At 67.6% G+C, this 16,259-nt stretch carries 18 protein-coding genes and 1 pseudogene; 12 read left to right on the top strand and 7 right to left on the bottom strand.

Features of this window, described 5'->3' with window-relative positions; translation table 11 throughout:
- Window position 1 precedes the first annotated feature (1 nt).
- The 5 genes from MKK88_RS19190 to MKK88_RS19210 form a co-directional block, all read right to left on the bottom strand.
- Complete coding sequence (locus MKK88_RS19190; RefSeq protein WP_244002479.1) at window positions 2-1,513, bottom strand: TolC family protein; 1,512 nt, start codon at window positions 1,511-1,513, stop codon at window positions 2-4.
- 67 nt (window positions 1,514-1,580) lie between these two features.
- On the bottom strand, window positions 1,581-2,603 hold the full coding sequence (locus tag MKK88_RS19195) for a hypothetical protein (RefSeq protein WP_244002481.1): 1,023 nt from the start codon (window positions 2,601-2,603) through the stop codon (window positions 1,581-1,583).
- A gap of 1,463 nt (window positions 2,604-4,066) precedes the next feature.
- Window positions 4,067-5,263 carry an ABC transporter permease gene (locus MKK88_RS19200; RefSeq protein WP_244002483.1) on the bottom strand — a complete coding sequence of 399 codons (1,197 nt, stop codon included), beginning with the start codon at window positions 5,261-5,263 and terminating at the stop codon, window positions 4,067-4,069.
- The gene (locus MKK88_RS19205; protein WP_279602412.1) at window positions 5,260-5,919 is read right to left on the bottom strand and encodes an ABC transporter ATP-binding protein; all 660 of its coding nucleotides are present in this window, start codon (window positions 5,917-5,919) and stop codon (window positions 5,260-5,262) included. The genes MKK88_RS19200 and MKK88_RS19205 overlap by 4 nt, the downstream gene beginning before the upstream one ends.
- A 623-nt stretch (window positions 5,920-6,542) precedes the next feature.
- Complete coding sequence (locus MKK88_RS19210) at window positions 6,543-6,788, bottom strand: hypothetical protein (protein ID WP_244002484.1); 246 nt, start codon at window positions 6,786-6,788, stop codon at window positions 6,543-6,545.
- A gap of 136 nt (window positions 6,789-6,924) precedes the next feature.
- Here MKK88_RS19210 and MKK88_RS19215 point away from each other — a divergent pair, with 136 nt between their 5' ends.
- Window positions 6,925-7,113 carry a hypothetical protein gene (locus MKK88_RS19215; RefSeq protein ID WP_244002486.1) on the top strand — a complete coding sequence of 63 codons (189 nt, stop codon included), beginning with the start codon at window positions 6,925-6,927 and terminating at the stop codon, window positions 7,111-7,113.
- A 4-nt stretch (window positions 7,114-7,117) separates the two neighbouring features.
- Here MKK88_RS19215 and MKK88_RS19220 read toward each other — a convergent pair whose 3' ends face one another.
- A complete protein-coding gene (locus tag MKK88_RS19220; RefSeq protein ID WP_244002487.1) occupies window positions 7,118-7,420 on the bottom strand; it encodes a hypothetical protein in 303 nt (100 codons plus the stop codon).
- Between the two features lie 264 nt (window positions 7,421-7,684).
- On the opposite strand from MKK88_RS19220, the gene MKK88_RS19225 reads away from it, so the two are divergent.
- From MKK88_RS19225 to MKK88_RS19235, 3 genes are all read left to right on the top strand, one after another.
- Window positions 7,685-8,002, top strand: a complete 318-nt coding sequence (locus tag MKK88_RS19225; RefSeq protein WP_244002489.1) for a hypothetical protein — start codon at window positions 7,685-7,687, stop codon at window positions 8,000-8,002.
- Between the two features lie 208 nt (window positions 8,003-8,210).
- Window positions 8,211-8,369, top strand: coding sequence for a hypothetical protein (locus MKK88_RS19230; protein ID WP_244002491.1), 159 nt, complete (start codon window positions 8,211-8,213; stop codon window positions 8,367-8,369).
- A 113-nt stretch (window positions 8,370-8,482) separates the two neighbouring features.
- Window positions 8,483-8,710 (top strand): hypothetical protein, encoded by a 228-nt coding sequence (locus tag MKK88_RS19235; RefSeq protein ID WP_244002492.1) that lies wholly within the window; start codon window positions 8,483-8,485, stop codon window positions 8,708-8,710.
- Window positions 8,711-8,720: 10 nt separating this feature from the next.
- On the opposite strand, the gene MKK88_RS19240 is transcribed toward MKK88_RS19235, so the two are convergent.
- Entirely contained in the window at window positions 8,721-9,008 is a 288-nt protein-coding gene (locus tag MKK88_RS19240) for a hypothetical protein (protein ID WP_244002495.1), read from the bottom strand.
- A gap of 475 nt (window positions 9,009-9,483) precedes the next feature.
- Here MKK88_RS19240 and MKK88_RS19245 point away from each other — a divergent pair, with 475 nt between their 5' ends.
- From MKK88_RS19245 to MKK88_RS19280, 8 genes and pseudogenes are all read left to right on the top strand, one after another.
- On the top strand, window positions 9,484-9,660 hold the full coding sequence (locus tag MKK88_RS19245) for a hypothetical protein (RefSeq protein WP_244002497.1): 177 nt from the start codon (window positions 9,484-9,486) through the stop codon (window positions 9,658-9,660).
- A gap of 5 nt (window positions 9,661-9,665) precedes the next feature.
- Window positions 9,666-9,803: a hypothetical protein gene (locus MKK88_RS19250; protein ID WP_244002500.1), complete on the top strand. Its 138-nt coding sequence runs from the start codon at window positions 9,666-9,668 to the stop codon at window positions 9,801-9,803.
- A 231-nt stretch (window positions 9,804-10,034) separates the two neighbouring features.
- Window positions 10,035-11,309, top strand: a complete 1,275-nt coding sequence (locus tag MKK88_RS19255) for a nucleotide sugar dehydrogenase (protein ID WP_244002502.1) — start codon at window positions 10,035-10,037, stop codon at window positions 11,307-11,309.
- Between the two features lie 29 nt (window positions 11,310-11,338).
- Window positions 11,339-11,929 (top strand): CoA-binding protein, encoded by a 591-nt coding sequence (locus MKK88_RS19260; RefSeq protein WP_244002504.1) that lies wholly within the window; start codon window positions 11,339-11,341, stop codon window positions 11,927-11,929.
- A 213-nt stretch (window positions 11,930-12,142) separates the two neighbouring features.
- Complete coding sequence (rplM, locus tag MKK88_RS19265; protein ID WP_244002506.1) at window positions 12,143-12,604, top strand: 50S ribosomal protein L13; 462 nt, start codon at window positions 12,143-12,145, stop codon at window positions 12,602-12,604.
- Window positions 12,605-12,606: 2 nt separating this feature from the next.
- The gene (gene rpsI, locus MKK88_RS19270; protein WP_244002508.1) at window positions 12,607-13,092 is read left to right on the top strand and encodes a 30S ribosomal protein S9; all 486 of its coding nucleotides are present in this window, start codon (window positions 12,607-12,609) and stop codon (window positions 13,090-13,092) included.
- Window positions 13,093-13,261: 169 nt separating this feature from the next.
- Window positions 13,262-14,212, top strand: coding sequence for an N-acetyl-gamma-glutamyl-phosphate reductase (gene argC / locus MKK88_RS19275; protein WP_244002510.1), 951 nt, complete (start codon window positions 13,262-13,264; stop codon window positions 14,210-14,212).
- A 237-nt stretch (window positions 14,213-14,449) separates the two neighbouring features.
- Window positions 14,450-16,259 (top strand): annotated as a pseudogene (locus MKK88_RS19280) (glycosyl transferase); the annotation flags it as partial.

A 16,259-nucleotide genomic window follows, 5' to 3' on the forward strand; every position in this document is an offset into this window, starting at 1 on the left:
GTCAATCCCGCAGGGCGACATGCCACGTGTCGAGCGTCGTCCCGAGCTGGAGATCGAGCAGCGTCAGCGTATTGAAGTAGCCGATCACGCTGTCCAGAAGCTGGACGTCCGCCGAGCGGAGGTAGGTCTCCAGGGCGCGGACCTGATAGTTGGCCGAGCGCCCGGCCTTGAGCTTCTCCCGCTCGATTTCGACGGCCCGCGCCGCCAGATCGCGGGCGCGGCGGGCGCCTTCGAGCTGGCGCCAGCGGATCGCGACGTCGCTTGCCGAGCTGCGGATCTGAAGCTCGATCCCCCGGCGGATTGTCTCAAGCTGCAGCTCGGCGGTCTGGCGGCTCGCCGTCGCCTGGACGAAGGGCTGCTCGCGCTGGAGATTGTTGAGGGGGGCGTTGAAGCTGAGCCCCACCGTGGTGTCGGACTGGCCGGTGACGCTGCCCTGCGGCCCCGTGATCGTCGTGCGGCCGACACTCCGGGTTGCGAACAGCGACAGGTCCCAGAGCCGCGCGTTCTCGGCGACGACGAGGCCGAGCTTGGTCTGCTCCAGCGCCAGGAGCTGGCCGAGATAATCGGGCCGCTGCGCGAACGCGACCGCCATCAGGTGCGGCAGCTGGGTGGCGACCTGCGCCGGCTCGGTGCTCTCGGTGGCCAGGATCGGGGTTCCGAGGTCGAGGGCCAGCAGGTCGAGGAGTTTGAGGCGGGCGCTGTCGAGGGATCGGGTCGCGCCCAGCACGCCAAGGCGCTGGTTCTCCAGGTCGGCCTCGGACTGGACGATCTCGACCGCGGCCATCCGTCCGGCCTCGATCAAGGCCCGGTTGATGTCGAGGATCTCCTCGGCGCGCCGCACGGCGGCCTGGGCGAGCACGATGGCTTTCTGGGCGCGCAGCAGATCGCGATAGGCGTAGATCACCTGCCCGATCGTCTCCGACACGGTCGCTTTGAGCCGCAACCGGTTCCCCTGTTCGCCGAGCCGGGCCGAGCGAATCGGCGCCAGGGTCACGTCGACGCCGCCGCCGCGCAGGAGCGGCTGATTGATCGACAGAACGCTGCCCGTGCTGCGCGTCCGGATGCCGGCGCCCTCGCTCGCGTGGTCGGCCCAGGAGAAAGTGACGGTGGCGCCCGTGGGCAGGAGCGCGGTGACGCCCGGGGAGACGTCGAGGCTGGTGGTGGTGATCCCGGCGATCGTCTGGCGCACCGCGCCGCCCGAGACGCCGAGATGCGGCATCAACCCGTCCTCGGCGACGCGCAGGCTGAATTTCTGGGCGATGCGGTCGATAGTGGCGCCGCGGATGGTGCGGTTGTCGCGCAGGGCCAGGGACACGGCGTCCGTCAGGCTGAGGGGAATGCCGGCCTCGCTCGCGGCTTTCACCTTGCTGTCGGAATTGCCGGAGATTGGCGCCGGCGACGCGGATGATCGCGGCGGCTTGGGCGGCCGGTGGGCCGCACGGGACTCGTGGACCGCCCCGATCGCCGCGATGACGTAGATCGCAGTAGCCGCGAGTCGCTTCCGACCTGACATGGCGCTAGCCGGATCGTCGAGCGGCGACTGAGTTCGCGCTGCTGCGGCTCAAAGCGCGCATCGATCTTTAGCGTGCGGCAGCAGCCGTCTGGTTCGTTCCAGTCCCGGCGGCGCTGCTCTCGGCGGCGGCCGTTGCGGCCGGAGTGGCGGAAGTTGTCTTGGGGTACAAGATGAACGCCACATCGTTGTCTTCTGCCCCCCATGTCACGTTCATGGTAGGGTTTTTTTTCTTTAGATCTTCAATGGTCTGGCGGATGTTGTTTTTATCGGTATCAAATCCGCCAACCCATTTGTATTGCCTGGCATCAGCATTGTACGCATACATGGTATATGCAGCGTAGTGATCATAGAATTCCGGTATGCTAGATCCGCGGATCATTTGCGCCGTACCCTTCAGCAAGGCCTGAGACAACTCATCAGATGGATCGATCGGATGCGTCAGCCCTCCCCCATACAAGGCATAGTTCTTGATATTTCGGAAGAAATCTTTATCGCTCGACCGCTCGCGTAAATGACTGCTTTCGTACCAGATTTCTCCACCCATGGCCTTGATCCGCGCCGCGTCCTCCGGTGGCGTCTCGGCCATCCCTCTGTAGATCGCAGCATCACTCCCTATGAACGCCCGGTAAGGTGCATCCGAGTCATCACCATATTTGTCCAAGTCTTTCAGTTGCTGAATGACATCAGGCGAATTCCAAGGCATCAGCGGGCTGTTCATGGATTCCACTGACTGCATTTTCAGGCTCTGCCACTGTTCTTTCATGGTATCCAGCCGAGATTGCATGTGCACTTTTGGCGCATTCGCCCACACTGCCAGCATGCCTGATTGTCCCGGTATGTCCGCGCCTGAAGCCGAGGTCGCATCCTGCTGCGATTGCTGGGCCAGTGGTTCATGCGCCTGATCCTTCCGGAGTTGGGTCCTTAGCTTCAGCAGGGCATCGAGCGATTGGGGGGCCAGCGCCAGAACCGATCGCGGATCGAGGAAGCGCTGGAGCGGATCCTGGTCCCGCTGTCCGGATGCCGCTTGCTGGGGTGCCTGCGCCTGCAGGACTTTCAGTGCCGCGGAGGAGGAAGAAACTGCGGATACCATGTCGCGCTCCTGTCTGCTTGATCGATTATCATGATATGATTAAGATGCACGAATTAACTGCTATCTCTTTCAGTTAGTTATTTGATATTCTGCCCTTCTGAATATTCTGCCCAAAGGATAATATGAATATCGAACACAAATTGAAAATATAATTATTCCTAAGATATTCCTTCCTGATCGTTAGGACAGCTAGTGAGTTTAAGATTTGCACTGAATAGGGTTTGACGCAATCAACAGCGGACCCGTGTTCGCAGGTTGACCCGATGTCGAGTTTGCGGCAAGCCCCACCAAAAATGCCACCATACGCCCGTTTCAGGAAATCTTCACAGAAGCGGTACCGTAGGGCCGGCTCGACACACATGCTTTGCAGTCGTCATTGCTGGCCATCATTTGTGGTTAGGATTAGTAAACTCCGAGTATATATCGAAACTACAGGTATTTGGCGACGGAACGACTTGCGGCTGTGTCCAGCTGCTAGTAGGCTGACACGTCACGTTGCCGCAAACGTTATTATTGCTCGTTGTTGTATAGGTTACAGTAGGTTTCTTGCTTGGACACTTGAGACCGTCAGATGTCGCATCGTAATTTGGTACATCGACCTTTATAGAACAAGAAACTAGACATCCATACGGACCGGGCGTCATCCCTTGTACTTCCACAGTGACCGATTGACCTTGATTGTCATCCCAGTACCCGCTGAAGATACCTGTGCCGCCAGGCCTAACTGTCTCTGGACTCTAGGACCAATTCTTTGCTTGCGGCCTCGCCGAGACATCGTGAAGTCCAAACGAGTGATCAGCTTTATTGTCTAAATGGATAGTTACAGTATTTCTATTCTGGGCCATAGCAGAGTTGCTCAGACAAAGAGCACCCAACACGCCAACCGCACCCACTATCAAAGCGCGCATGTTCGAATCCCCCCTGTTTTCCATGCGGAAGCACTCTGTTTCGGACGTGAGCAGCCGGTCGGCTTACATAGTCGGTCGATCGGCTGATCTGCGCGGGATCGTGGAGGCTGCATCGCCCCACGGATCCGGGGAGGTCGCGGTATCCCGTAGACCTTCGGCGCCGAGCTTCATGCTCCAGCCTGTCCAGCAGAACAAAAGTGCGACCTGAGGTCAACCAACAGAAAGTTGTATCTGAACAAAATCCTCGTTGAGGTTCGATCATCGGTTCGAATGCTTGAACCGTTCCAGATAATTCTTTATTTCAAGCCGGAGCGACCGCACTCTCATTTCGGTGGCCCCGCCGTCGGAGCCGACCCGGCGCGGACGTTTCAACGGCTGCCGCCATGCCAGGGAACGGCGCGGCCGTTTCGAAGGAGTCCTCCAGGAGGCACAGTGCTCTCTGGATGTCTCCTTCGAGGCCTCCGCTTCGCTTCGGCACCTCAGGATGAGGGTGGGGGTTGGAGATCTGGCGCAGCGCGTGGCCGCGCGCGCCGAGCCGCCAGCCCAGCCTCCGCCTCACTCCGCGCGCAGGGCGGCGATCGGGTCGAGCCGGGCGGCCTTGAGGGCGGGGTAGAGGCCGAAGAACAGGCCGACCGTCGCCGCCATGCCGGCGCCGAGGGGCAGCGCCAGCGGCGCAGGCTGGAACGGCCAGCCCGAGGCGCGCGCAAACATCCAGCCCGCGACGGTGCCGAGGCCCGTCCCCAGCAGGGAGCCGAGGCCTGACAGGAGCAGCGCCTCGGTGAGGAACAGGGCGGTGATGTCGCGGCGGTGCGCCCCGATCGCCCGGCGCAGGCCGATCTCGCGCCGCCGCTCCATCAGGCTCATCAGCATCACGTTCATGACGCCGACGCTGCCGACCACCAGCGACGTGGTGCCGATGCCGATCAGCAGCAGGGCGTAGATCCGCATCTGCTTCTCCAGCCCGTCGATCAGCTGCCGGGCGGTCTGGACGTCGACGCTGCCGGTGCGGAGCAGCAGGCGACAATAGTCGGTCACGCGCTGGGCCGTCGCCCGGTCGTCCGCGCCCGGGGCGAGGCGGGCCGCCACGTGGGTGATCTTCGCGTCCGGCATCACCCGCCGCGCGGCCTGGAACGGGATGACCGCCGACCGGTTCAGGTCGACGCCCAGCAGCGGGCTCCGGAACGCCGGCCCGAGGATGCCGATCACGGTCAGCACCTGATCGTTCACCGTCACGGGATCGCCGATGCGGACGGGTCGTCCGGCAGCCGCCGCATCCCGCGCCACCTCGGCCCCCAGGACCACGAACGGCGCGGCGCCGTCGAGATCCGACGTCCGGCGCCCCGCCACGAGGGGGGCCTTGAGGAAGCCGTAGAGCGCCGCGTCGGCGGCGATCAGGGCGGTGTAGAGCGAAGCCCGCCCGATGCGCAGTGACGCGCTGCCGGAGACGATCGGGATGGCCTCGGACAGGCCGAGCCGGCGCGCGGGCAGGGCGCGCATCGCCTCGGGCGGCAGGTCCGGGACATCGTGGTTGTCGCCGCGCGGGGTGAGGCTCACGAGGTCGGTGCCCAGCGCCTCGAACTGCCGCATCGCCTCGGCGCGGGCATTGTGGCCGACATGCAGGATCGCAATCACCGCGGCGGTGCCGACGGCGATGCCGGTGAGCGCCAGCAGGGCCCGCGCTCCGAGGGCCCGGAGATTGCCGGCGCCTTCGCGCACGACCTCGCGCAGCCGCGCCCGGCCCACAGCCGTCATGCGGGCAGGACGCCCGCGTCGTCGAGAACCCGGCCGTCGCGCATGACGATCCGGCGCGGGCAGCGTGCGGCCACGGCCGGATCGTGGGTCACGATCAGGATGGTGACGCCGGGATCCCGGTTGAGGGCGAGGAACAGGGCCATGATGTCGTCGGCAGCCCGGCTGTCGAGGTTGCCGGTCGGTTCGTCGGCCAGCAGCAGCGTCGGTGCGCCGACGAGCGCCCGCGCGATCGCGACGCGCTGACGCTGGCCGCCGGACAGCTCGTCCGGCCGATGGGATGCGCGGTCCGCCAGCCCGACCTTGTGCAGCGCCTCCGCGGCCCGCGCCCTGCGCAGGCGCTTTCCGAGGCCGCGATACAGGAGCGGAAGGGCGACATTGTCCAGAGCCGACAGGCGGGGCAGCAGGTGGAACGCCTGGAAGACGAAGCCGATCCGGCGGTTGCGCAGGGCAGCCAGTTCGTCGTCGCGCACGTTTGCCGTCGGCACGCCGTCCAGATGGATCTCGCCGTGGCAGGGACGGTCCAGCAGGCCGACCAGGTTCATCAGCGTGGTCTTGCCGGATCCGGACGCCCCCATCAGGGCACAGAGCTCCCCATGCCGGATGTCGAGATTGACCTTCTTCAGAACGGTGATCGATCCCGCGCGACCAGCGTACAATTTATCGACAGATTTTATTGACAGTAGTGCCATATTTATTTCTACAATGCATCAAGATTACACAACAAACCGAACATAACTGCCGAATTGCTATGGTAAAAATCGGATCCCGGCAAGACCTGTGGTGTAGCGTTCCAACGTCGGCATGTTGTGCCGGAGAAACGATGGCTCTCCCGGTGATCGCAAATGCACCAGTCGTACGGCTGATGCCGCTCGGTCAGGTGCCGCCCATCAGCCACGGGGCGAAGATCGCTCTGTCCGACCCGATCGATCCGGGTGCCGGGCCTGCCTGGATGGCGGCCTTGGCTGAGTCACCGAACGCGCAATCGGCGTCCAACCGCGTCGGGACCTCCCCGCGCGGGCCTCGGCAACGAACTGTTAACCATACGCGCTCATTCGGAACGCACCAGCCGAGCGCTGACCTTCCACGCCCACACGGTCCTCCGCTCAACACGGGTGGGCGTGGAAGCCTTGATCCCTGTCACCGCGACGACGCCCGTGACGGCCGCTCCGCCCCTACGACCAGCGCATCCGCCGATAGCGCGTGGCGCCCAGGCCGTCACCGCGGGCCCGGAGGCACCTTTGAACCTGCCGGCGCGCGGGTCGCGCCGCCACCTCACCCGTCAGGCGATCGAGTCATCGACGACCTGATAGGCGAAGAACTTGAACGGATCCTCGACCACGCCGTCCTGCGCATCCATGGCGTCCGCGCAGTGCTGGCTCTCGATCGGGGTCGAGGGGCGCTGCGTGAAAGTCGCCGTCGGCGCCTCCGCCTGGGCGGCTGCGATCTGCCGCTCGATCTCGCCCGCATGGGTCGAATGGCAGAGCATCCAGGGCTCACCGTCCTTCTCGATCGTCACGTAGGCCATGCGCCATCTCCTGCGTTTCGGGTGGGACAACGCAGCAGGACGCGATTGGGCTAGCGGGCGATCGTCGCGTTGATGACACAACCGCGCGTGCGGAGCGTTGGCGTCTTACTGCGGCTCACGCTCCGAAAGGGTGCCGATGTTCGTTCCGCCTGAGGACCGATCCATCCCACCCCCGTGGAAACCGCCGCGGCGGCCGGACCCGCAGGCCAGGCGGCAGGAGAACGCCGCCATCACGCTCATCATCCTGATCTCGGTCCTGGCCCTGTTCGCGCCGATCGCAGGCGGCACGCTCGTCGGTCTCGTCGTCGCCCTGTTCGGATCCTGAACGGTCAACCCTGCCGGTTCGTCAGCCAGCGCGACATGAACCGAACCGGCCGCGCGGGATGCGCCCGCGCTTTGCCGACCGCGTCGTCCGGCACCAGCGATGCGATCAGATGCAGCAGGTCGTCCCGTTCCCGGCCGCGGAACAGCACGAGGAACGCGCCGAGATCCAGCTGAACCTCCGGTACGTCGTCACCGGGACGGTGCAACACATAGGGTTCGCCGGTTTTCAGATCTCGCGTCAGCGCATACCGGTCACCGCCCGCACCGACGTGAAACTCCTTGGCGATCCGTGGCGCATGCTCAATCATGCCACTCTCCACGCAGGCACGAAGACTGTTCATAAGCCTCGCATATTGGACACAGCCGTTCACTAACATGCGGCAGATCTGCCGCGCTGTGGACAAACGTGCGTCCCCGACGGACGGAGCCGTGGGGCGATCTGGGGATCGGAGCGCGGCCACCCCCGCGGAGCGCGCCGCCGCCGATCCCGGCGGCTGCGGGATCGGTCGCCCGCGCCGGGGCGTCCCGTTTCAGGTTGGAAACGCCCGGCCGTCTCGGGGGCGAGCCAGATCGTGTGGAGCGCGAACACCGCGGTGGTGAAGCAGCCGACGAGCGGCAGCACCGCGATGGACAGCGTCACGCTGTCGAGCCAGGCGGCGGCTGCCGATATGGGTGATGACCCCGCTGCCCGCGCGTCGAAGCCGAAGGCGCTCAGCGAACCGGCCCGCGCCGCCATCGTGCAGATCACCCTGGCCGAAGGAACGGCGCTCACCGACACGGTACTCGCCCTCCGCGGCACGGCCGACAACCCGATGCCACGCGCGGACCGCGTCGCCACAAGCCGCGACCGGATGGCGCCCGTCCTGGCGCGAACCAGACGTCCCGGCTGATCGGGGCCGTCCCCGGGATCGAGACGGTCGGGGCCCTGCGCGACGTGGCCCGCCTGCTGCGCCTCGGCTGACCGGATGCCGCATCGCCACGCCCGCACGGTCCGCAGTTGTGCGAACGATCAATTAACCTGTCGACAACTGTCTCGCGCCGGAACCGGGCACCGGAACGACCGTAGTTTTCGAGGTGCGGAGAACTACGGAGACCTCCATGATGTCGCTGGGCGTATTCTGTGTCGTCGCCGGCACCGGCATGGCGGCCGGATCCCTGTGGTCTCCGCGCTACCGCGCCATCCTCGAGGTGATGGGCGGAAGCCTGTTTCTGGCCGGCCTCGGCTTCGCGGGGGCCACGTTCGCGCTGGCGTCCTGATGGAGCTCGGTCGCCCGCCGCCGGCGGAGTCCATCCGCGGGTGGACGACCGGCGGTGGCACCCATTCTTGCAATGTCCCCGGCAACACGTCAGTCGCCCGGGAATCTGTGCCCATGTCGGACGAATTCATCCCGTTCTGGAGATTGCTCGTCTCCGCGGAAGAGCAGCTTCAATGGGGACTTGAGCCCGAGACGATGGAGGACATGGCCCACGCGCTCGCCTGCCGGCATCCGGGCAGCGCCCTGGCCGAACGCCTGATGGCGCGCGCCGCCTATGTCCGCGCGACGGGTGCCGGCATGCCGAGCCACGGGGCACGGACGGCCTCCGCCGCGCCCCCCTGACCGGGCGCCTTCAGGCGACCCGGTGGCGCTCGGCAACCGTCTGCGGGGCCGGAGCGGCGGGATTGGCCTGCTCGGTCAAGGTCCGGAGGGCTGCCACCATCGCGTCGGTCTGTCCGTCGAGGATCGGCGCGTCCCGCCCGTCGCGGCTGCCACGCCACACCATCAGGAAGCTGGCCAGGACGGCCACGGCGCTGGCCGTGAAGGGCGCGGTGATCAGCGCGGCGAGCGGACTGATCGGCCCGAGCAGGGCGGCCGTCGCCACGCCACCCCCGAGTGCTGCCGCGACCAGAAAGAGCATCGGAATCTCGCCCGACAGTCGGACCGGACCCCAGCGGCCGACCCTTGCCCGGGTGGTAGGATCAATGTGTTAAGCCTTGGTTAACGCGAAGGTCTTTCAATAGCATACCGGTTAGCATTCCGATTCAAAACAGGCTTCGGAGCAGGATTCCCTGAGCCTGAGCGCAATCGGCAACCGCCGGACCGGGCAGGATCACACGCAGGACTGATCGCGCGTTCACCACCAAAGGGGACGCCGGTTCGGCACGGGCGAGCGCAGCAGACCGACGGGCTTGGGTCGCCACCGATCGCAGCATGATCCGGACCGGCTCCGGCGGCCGATTCTTCATCCCGGATGCCGCGTCGGCGCGCGGCCCCTCCGATAAAAAGCTGAAGGCAACCTGCTTGGCGGTACGGGGACCTATTGGTACCCGCTGGCTTGCAATTCATCGATAAATGGCTAAGCTCATCCGTAATTTCTACTGAGGGGAGCCGCCATGAAATCAGTCCATCCCCAGGGCGAAGATCGCCCGGACGTGTCCTTTCCGCCCGTGACGGCCATTCATCCGCTGCACGAGGATCTCCTGCTCCAGGAGCAGATGCGGCGCCTCCACAATTCGCGCGCGCGCCAGCGCGCCGCCCGGCATCACCGTGCCGGGCGATCCCTGATCTGAACACCGTGCTCGACACCATCCTCCTCGTCGCCGCCACGATCGCCATCGTCGGCACGGCGGTCCGGATCGGCATCGCCGCGTCCATGCCGGCGATCCGACCCCGCCGGATCGAATGGGATGATCCCGCCGAGAAGGAGGGCTGAGCGGCCGGGCGGAAGACCCCTCCGCAATTCGGATCGACCCGGCCCCCTCAGCAGATTCGCGTTGGCGGCCCAACGCGTCATCCGGTTAGGTGCTTGGTCGCTCGCAGGTTTTCGTCGCAGATCCGGCGGCCGTTTTTGCGAAACCCGCTGAGCCCCCCTATACGCCCCCGGGCGGGCGGCGCGGCGATCGGCGCCTCGACGGCCGCTGAGGGATGCGGCGTGGCGGAGAGCGTGGCAGTCGTCGGCCTGGGCTATGTCGGGCTCCCCCTGGCCCTGGCCTTCGGCCGGACGCGGACCACGATCGGCTACGAGCAATCCGCCGACAAGGTCGCGGCCTACCGGGCCAGGCGCGACCCCGCGGGCGAGATCGACGCGGCCCCGTTCGCGTTCGCCCGGCACCTCACGATCACCGACGATCCGACCGCGTTGTCGGCGGCCGACGTCGTCATCGTCACAGTCCCGACCCCCGTCGACGCGGCCCAGCGGCCGGATTTCGACCTGTTGATCCGGGCCGCCACGCTGGTCGGCCAGCACATGCGCCCCGGGGCGACCGTGGTGTTCGAATCCACCGTCTATCCCGGCGCCACCGAGGAGATCTGCATCCCGGTGCTGGAGCGGTCCTCGGGCCTGCGCTGGAAGGCGGATTTCTTCGTTGGCTACTCCCCGGAGCGGATCAACCCGGGCGACCGGGAGCACAGCCTCGCCCGGGTGGTGAAGATCGTCTCGGGCGACACCCCCGAGACCCTGGCGCGGCTGACGGCCCTCTACGGCTCGATCATCGAGGCCGGGATCCACGCCGCCGCGTCGATCCGGGTCGCGGAGGCCGCCAAGGTCATCGAGAACACCCAGCGCGACCTGAACATCGCCCTGATGAACGAGCTGTCGCTGATCTTCGACACGCTCGGCCTCGACACGCTGGAGGTGCTCGAAGCGGCCGGGACCAAGTGGAACTTTCTGCCGTTCCGCCCCGGCCTCGTCGGGGGCCACTGCATCGGGGTCGATCCCTATTACCTGACCCACAAGGCCGCGATGATCGGCCACCACCCGCAGGTGATCCTGGCCGGGCGGCGCATCAACGACAGCATGGCCGCGCACGTCGCCCGCGGGACGGTCAAGCGGATCGTCCGCAGGGGAGGGGGGCCGGGCGGCGGGCACGTCATCGTGCTCGGCCTGACCTTCAAGGAGAACTGTTCGGATTTGCGCAATTCCAAGGTCGCCGACCTCGTTCGGGAGCTGAAGGAATTCGGCTGCACCGTCGCGGTCCACGATCCCCGCGCCAGCGCCGCGGAGGCCCGGGCCGAGTATGGCATCACGCTGATCGCGTGGGACGACCTGCCCGGTGAGGCGGATGCGATCGTGATCGCCGTGCCGCATCAGGAGTATGCTCAGCTGGGCCCGGAGGCGATCACCGCGCGGCTGAGACCGGGGGGCTTGGTGGTGGACGTGAAGGCGCTCCATGAGCGGGCGGCCTTCGCGCGGCTGGGCTTCGAGGTCTGGCGGCTGTAGCACGGGTCGGACAGCGGAAGAGGCACGCCATGCAGCCGACAGGCGACGAACCCGGCCCGGTTGCAGACCGGCACGCGCGCTACCCCGATGCGCGGATCCGCGCGATCCTGAACGACACGCGCACGATCGCGCTGGTCGGCGCCTCCGCGAATCCGGCCCGCCCGAGCTGGATCGTGCTGAAATACCTGCTCGCCCGGGGCTACGCGGTGATCCCGGTCAATCCCGGCCTCGCCGGCCAGGATCTGCTCGGGCGCCGGGTCGCGGCGACGCTGGCCGAGGCGCAGGCTTCCCTGGGCGACCAGCCGATCGACATGGTCGAGATCTTCCGCAATTCGGCCGCCGCCGGCCCCTTGGTCGACGAGGCGCTGGCTCTCTCGCCCCTGCCGAAAATCATCTGGATGCAGCTCGGCGTGCGCGACGACGCGGCCGCCGCCCGGGCCGAGGCGAGGGGCCTCGCGGTGATCATGAACCGCTGCCCCAAGATCGAGTACGGGCGGCTCTCGGGCGAGATCGGCTGGACGGGGGTGAATTCCCGCATCCTCAGCGCGAAGAAGCCCGTGCTCGCCGCCAAGGGCGTCCAGAAGCTGACCATCGCCGAACGGGGCCGGCGCAGCGAATGACCACGGTATTCTGATACCGTGGTCGCTAAATCATTCTTGAAATTGAGGTTTTCAAAAAACAGGCGCGCCGCTGTTGACCCGACATCCGGGTCCGGCTATGCACCCGCCACCGCCGCCGCGTGTCCCCCACGCGGCGGCTCCTTTTTCGGCACCCCGATGCCTGACGGCCCCGCCAGTCGGGACCGGATCCGTCGGAACCCCTGGGATTTGGCTATGAAGACCACCTCGCTGAAGCCCGCCGAGGTCGACAAGAAGTGGATCGTGATCGACGCGGAGGGCCTCGTTGTGGGCCGTCTGGCGTCGATCGTGGCGATGCGCCTGCGCGGCAAGCACAAGGCCGCCTACACGCCCCACGTCGATTGCGGCGACAACGTCATCGTCATCAATGCGGACAAGGTGAAGTTTACCGGCCGCAAGTACACGCAGAAGAGCTACTTCTACCACACGGGCTATCCGGGCGGCATCAAGGAGCGCACGGCCAAGTTCATCCTCGAGGGCCGGTTCCCCGAGCGTGTGGTCGAGAAGGCCGTCGAGCGCATGCTGCCCCGCGGCCCGCTCTTCCGCCAGATCCTCGGGAACCTGCGCGTCTACAAGGGCGCCGCGCACCCGCATGAAGCCCAGCAGCCGCAGGCGCTCGACGTCGGCGCCCTCAACCGCAAGAACGTGAGCGCTTGATCATGGCGACCCTGCAGTCCCTCGCCGACCTCAACCGGGCGAATACCGGCGCAGCCGATTCCGCCAACGAGGCCCCCGTCCACGTCCAGAAGCTGGACGCGCAAGGGCGTGCCTACGCCACCGGCAAGCGCAAGGACGCGGTCGCCCGCGTCTGGATCAAGCCCGGCAACGGCACGGTCACGATCAACAAGCGCCCGGTCGAGACCTACTTCGCCCGTCCGGTGCTGCGCATGATCCTGCGCCAGCCGCTGGAGATCGCCGGCCGCGTCGACCAGTACGACATCACCGTCACGGTGGCGGGCGGCGGCCTCTCGGGTCAGGCCGGCGCGGTGCGCCACGGCCTGTCGAAGGCCCTGACCTACTACGAGCCGGAGCTGCGCGCGCCGCTGAAGCGCGAAGGCTTCCTCACCCGCGACGCCCGCGTGGTCGAGCGTAAGAAGTACGGCCGCAAGAAGGCCCGCCGCAGCTTCCAGTTCTCCAAGCGTTAAGACATCCGGTCACACCGGTGTCACGGAGAGGGCGGCTCCTGCGGGGGCCGCCCTTTTTGCGTTTCTGACGGTCTGGTACGGCCGTTGACACGATGGTGCAGTGCGATCACCTGAACAGCCGGCCCCGACTCGGGCGGCGCATGGGACTCTTGTAAGAGCGAGACGGACGATGGCTGGCGACGGCGCGAAGAAGCCCACCGTGTTCATCGACGGCGAGGCCGGCACGACCGGTCTCGGCATCCGCGAGCGCCTGGAGCGCGACGGGCGGGTCGCCCTGCGCAGCATCGCCCCCGAGCACCGCAAGGACCCGGAGGTCAAGCGGGCCTTGCTCGCCGAGGTCGATCTCGTCGTGCTCTGCTTACCCGACGCGGCCGCCAAGGAGACCGTGGCGCTGGCCGACAGCCTGCCCGGCGGCGGCCCCCGCATCCTCGACGCCAGCACGGCCCATCGCGTCGCCGAGGGCTGGACCTACGGATTCCCGGAGATGACCCGGGCGCAGGGCGCCGCGATCGCCCGGGCCCGGCGGGTGGCCAATCCCGGCTGCTACCCGACGGGGGGCATCGCGCTCCTGCGGCCCCTGGTGGAGGGCGGCCTGATCCCCGCCGATCACCCGATCAGCGTCAACGCGATCAGCGGCTACAGCGGCGGCGGCAAAAGCATGATCGAGGCCTACGAGCAGGGCACGGCGCCGCCGTTCCTGCTCTACGGCCTGGGTTTCGCCCACAAGCACGTGCCGGAGCTGCAGCGTTACAGCGCGCTCGCCCGCCGGCCGATCTTCGCGCCCTCCGTGGGCAATTTCCGGCAGGGCATGCTGGTGAGCGTGCCGCTCCACCTCGATGCGCTGCCGGGCAAGCCTGCCGCCGCCGACCTGGAGGCTGCGCTCCGCGACTGGTACGCCGACCGGCCGCTGGTGCAGGTCATGGCCGGCGCTGCTACGGGGGCGCAGGGCGAGACGATCGAGCCGGAGGGTCTCAACGACACCGACCGGCTGGAGCTGCGCGTGTTCGGCTCGTCCGAGCACCGGCAGGCAATGCTGGTGGCGCGCCTCGACAATCTCGGCAAGGGCGCCTCCGGGGCGGCTGTGCAGAATCTCGGGCTGATGCTCGGCCTCGACGGCTGAGGATCCGGCTCCATCGCCCGATGCAGGGAAGCGGGGCCCGGGGCCTTCCGAAGGCCGCGGGGCTTATTTACCGCGCGCCGGTGATCCGATAGGGCGGGTGCTTGATGACGGCGCGCTCCGCTGCGGCTCCGCGCGCATGCGTCCGATCCGCCTTGAGACACGCAAGCCGCGTCGGTTGGTCAGGATTCACGCAGCAGGTCGGAAAGGCCGAGGGAGCGGCTTGGTGAGATTGATCGCGTGACGCGGCTGAAAGCTCTGTCCCACCGCATCCCGGTGTCACGCTGGGTGCGGGCGCGCGGCGCGCCGCTGCTGGCCCGCCTGACCGGACCCGCCCTGCCGCCGGCCCACGACCTCGCCAGCGCCGGGGCGCAGATCGCGGCCCTCACGCCCCACTTCGACGCCGCCTTCTACGCCACGTGGTACGGCATCACCGCCGATCCCGTGCGCGACTACCTCGTCCACGGATGGCGCGAGGGCCGCGACCCCCGCCCGGACTTCGCCTCCGCCGCCTACCTCGACGCCCATCCCCACCTCGCCCGCGCCGGCATCAACCCGTTCCTGCACGCCCTCGTGCGCCGGGCCGGCAGCCTCGCTGACGCCGGCACCGCGACCCTGCCCCGGCCCGACACCGATCAGGCCCTGCGGCTGGCCCGGCGTCTGGTCGACGGGCCGTTCTACCTCGCCGCCAACCCCGACCTGCGGGCCGCCGGCGTCGACCCGGCCGACCACTACATGGCCTCGGGCTGGCGCGAGGGCCGCGAGCCGGCGCCCCGGTTCGACACCCTGGCCTACTGCCTGACCCACGCCATCACCTACGCCACCCAGAACCCGCTGGTGCACTACGTGCTCACCGGCGGCCCCGCCCGGCCCGACCGGGAGGCCGGCCTCGCGCTGCGGGTCGCGACCCTGGCGCCCTACTTCGACGCCGATCACTACCGGGCCGGCCTGGAGGCGGCGGGGGGCGGGCTGGCGGACGCGCTGGCGCAGGCCTCCGACGCCGAGCTGCTGCGCGCCTACGTGGACGGCGGCTGGCGGGCGTTCATCAGCCCGCGGCCGGACTTCGACCCGGCGGGCTTCGTGCAGGCGCGGGCCGGCAGCCGGGCGGTGAGCGACGACCCGTTCTTCCGCTACGTGGCCGAGACGCGGCTCGCCGGGGGTGAGCCGTTCACGGAGGCCGAGCGGCTGAACGTGCCTGCGGTGGACGCGGACTGGTACCGGGCGACCTACCCGGATGTGGGCGGGCAGGCACCGTATCTGCACTTTGCCGGTTCGGGCTGGCGGGAGCTGCGCGATCCGGGCCCGGGGCGCTCGACGCTCGACGCGCTGCTGCTTGTGTGCGGACTGCGGCCGGCGCGGGCTCCGATCGCCGACACGGGCTGGCTCGGGGCGATCGGGCGGGGGTCTGAGGATCGGCCGGCGGACCGGGATGCGGCGCTGGCGCGTCAGGCGCGGCTGATCGCGGGTCACTTCGACCACGGCTTCTACCGGGCGCGCTACGGCGTGGCCGCGGAGGCGGACGCGGTGCGCGACTATTGCGACACGGGCTGGCGCCTCGGACGCAACCCGAGGCCCGACTTCAACGGACAGGCCTATCTCGCCGCGCATCCGGGGGTCCGCGAGACCGGCGTGGCGCCCTTCGTCCACTTCCTGGCGACGGCTTTGCTGCACGGCGCCGACATCTCGGCCGGCGCCTTCAACCCACGCTACGGGTCACCGGACACCCGGGAGGCGGCGCTCGCGGACGAGATGCGCCTGATCGCCCCCCATTTCGATGCCGCCTACTATGCCCAGCGCTATCCCGATACCGCGAATGCGGACGGCGGCCCGCTCGCTCATTTCGTCGCCTATGGCCAGCACGAGGGTCGTAACCCGAGCCAGACCTTCTCCATCGCGTTCTACCAGGAGACCTACGGCCACCTGTTCGGTCCAGGGGAGTCGCCGTTCCTGCACTACGTGCGCGTGGGCCGCGCCGCCGGCCTGATGGGCTGCCCCGAGGATCTCGGGACCCTGCCGCCGCTCACCGCCCCCGACCCGCACGACTGGGACA

Origin of the sequence: Methylobacterium sp. E-005 (assembly GCF_022829725.1) — a bacterium.
GTDB lineage: Bacteria > Pseudomonadota > Alphaproteobacteria > Rhizobiales > Beijerinckiaceae > Methylobacterium.

What these genes read in the sequence shown, in the direction of transcription:
- MKK88_RS19190 (WP_244002479.1), bottom strand. Translation starts at nt 1,513, where the DNA reads ATGTCAGGTCGGAAGCGACTCGCGGCTACTGCGATCTACGTCATCGCG.
- MKK88_RS19195 (WP_244002481.1), bottom strand. Translation starts at nt 2,603, where the DNA reads ATGGTATCCGCAGTTTCTTCCTCCTCCGCGGCACTGAAAGTCCTGCAG.
- MKK88_RS19200 (WP_244002483.1), bottom strand. Translation starts at nt 5,263, where the DNA reads ATGACGGCTGTGGGCCGGGCGCGGCTGCGCGAGGTCGTGCGCGAAGGC.
- MKK88_RS19210 (WP_244002484.1), bottom strand. Translation starts at nt 6,788, where the DNA reads ATGGCCTACGTGACGATCGAGAAGGACGGTGAGCCCTGGATGCTCTGC.
- MKK88_RS19215 (WP_244002486.1), top strand. Translation starts at nt 6,925, where the DNA reads ATGTTCGTTCCGCCTGAGGACCGATCCATCCCACCCCCGTGGAAACCG.
- MKK88_RS19220 (WP_244002487.1), bottom strand. Translation starts at nt 7,420, where the DNA reads ATGATTGAGCATGCGCCACGGATCGCCAAGGAGTTTCACGTCGGTGCG.
- MKK88_RS19230 (WP_244002491.1), top strand. Translation starts at nt 8,211, where the DNA reads ATGATGTCGCTGGGCGTATTCTGTGTCGTCGCCGGCACCGGCATGGCG.
- MKK88_RS19235 (WP_244002492.1), top strand. Translation starts at nt 8,483, where the DNA reads ATGTCGGACGAATTCATCCCGTTCTGGAGATTGCTCGTCTCCGCGGAA.
- MKK88_RS19240 (WP_244002495.1), bottom strand. Translation starts at nt 9,008, where the DNA reads ATGCTCTTTCTGGTCGCGGCAGCACTCGGGGGTGGCGTGGCGACGGCC.
- MKK88_RS19245 (WP_244002497.1), top strand. Translation starts at nt 9,484, where the DNA reads ATGAAATCAGTCCATCCCCAGGGCGAAGATCGCCCGGACGTGTCCTTT.
- MKK88_RS19260 (WP_244002504.1), top strand. Translation starts at nt 11,339, where the DNA reads ATGCAGCCGACAGGCGACGAACCCGGCCCGGTTGCAGACCGGCACGCG.
- rplM (WP_244002506.1), top strand. Translation starts at nt 12,143, where the DNA reads ATGAAGACCACCTCGCTGAAGCCCGCCGAGGTCGACAAGAAGTGGATC.
- rpsI (WP_244002508.1), top strand. Translation starts at nt 12,607, where the DNA reads ATGGCGACCCTGCAGTCCCTCGCCGACCTCAACCGGGCGAATACCGGC.
- argC (WP_244002510.1), top strand. Translation starts at nt 13,262, where the DNA reads ATGGCTGGCGACGGCGCGAAGAAGCCCACCGTGTTCATCGACGGCGAG.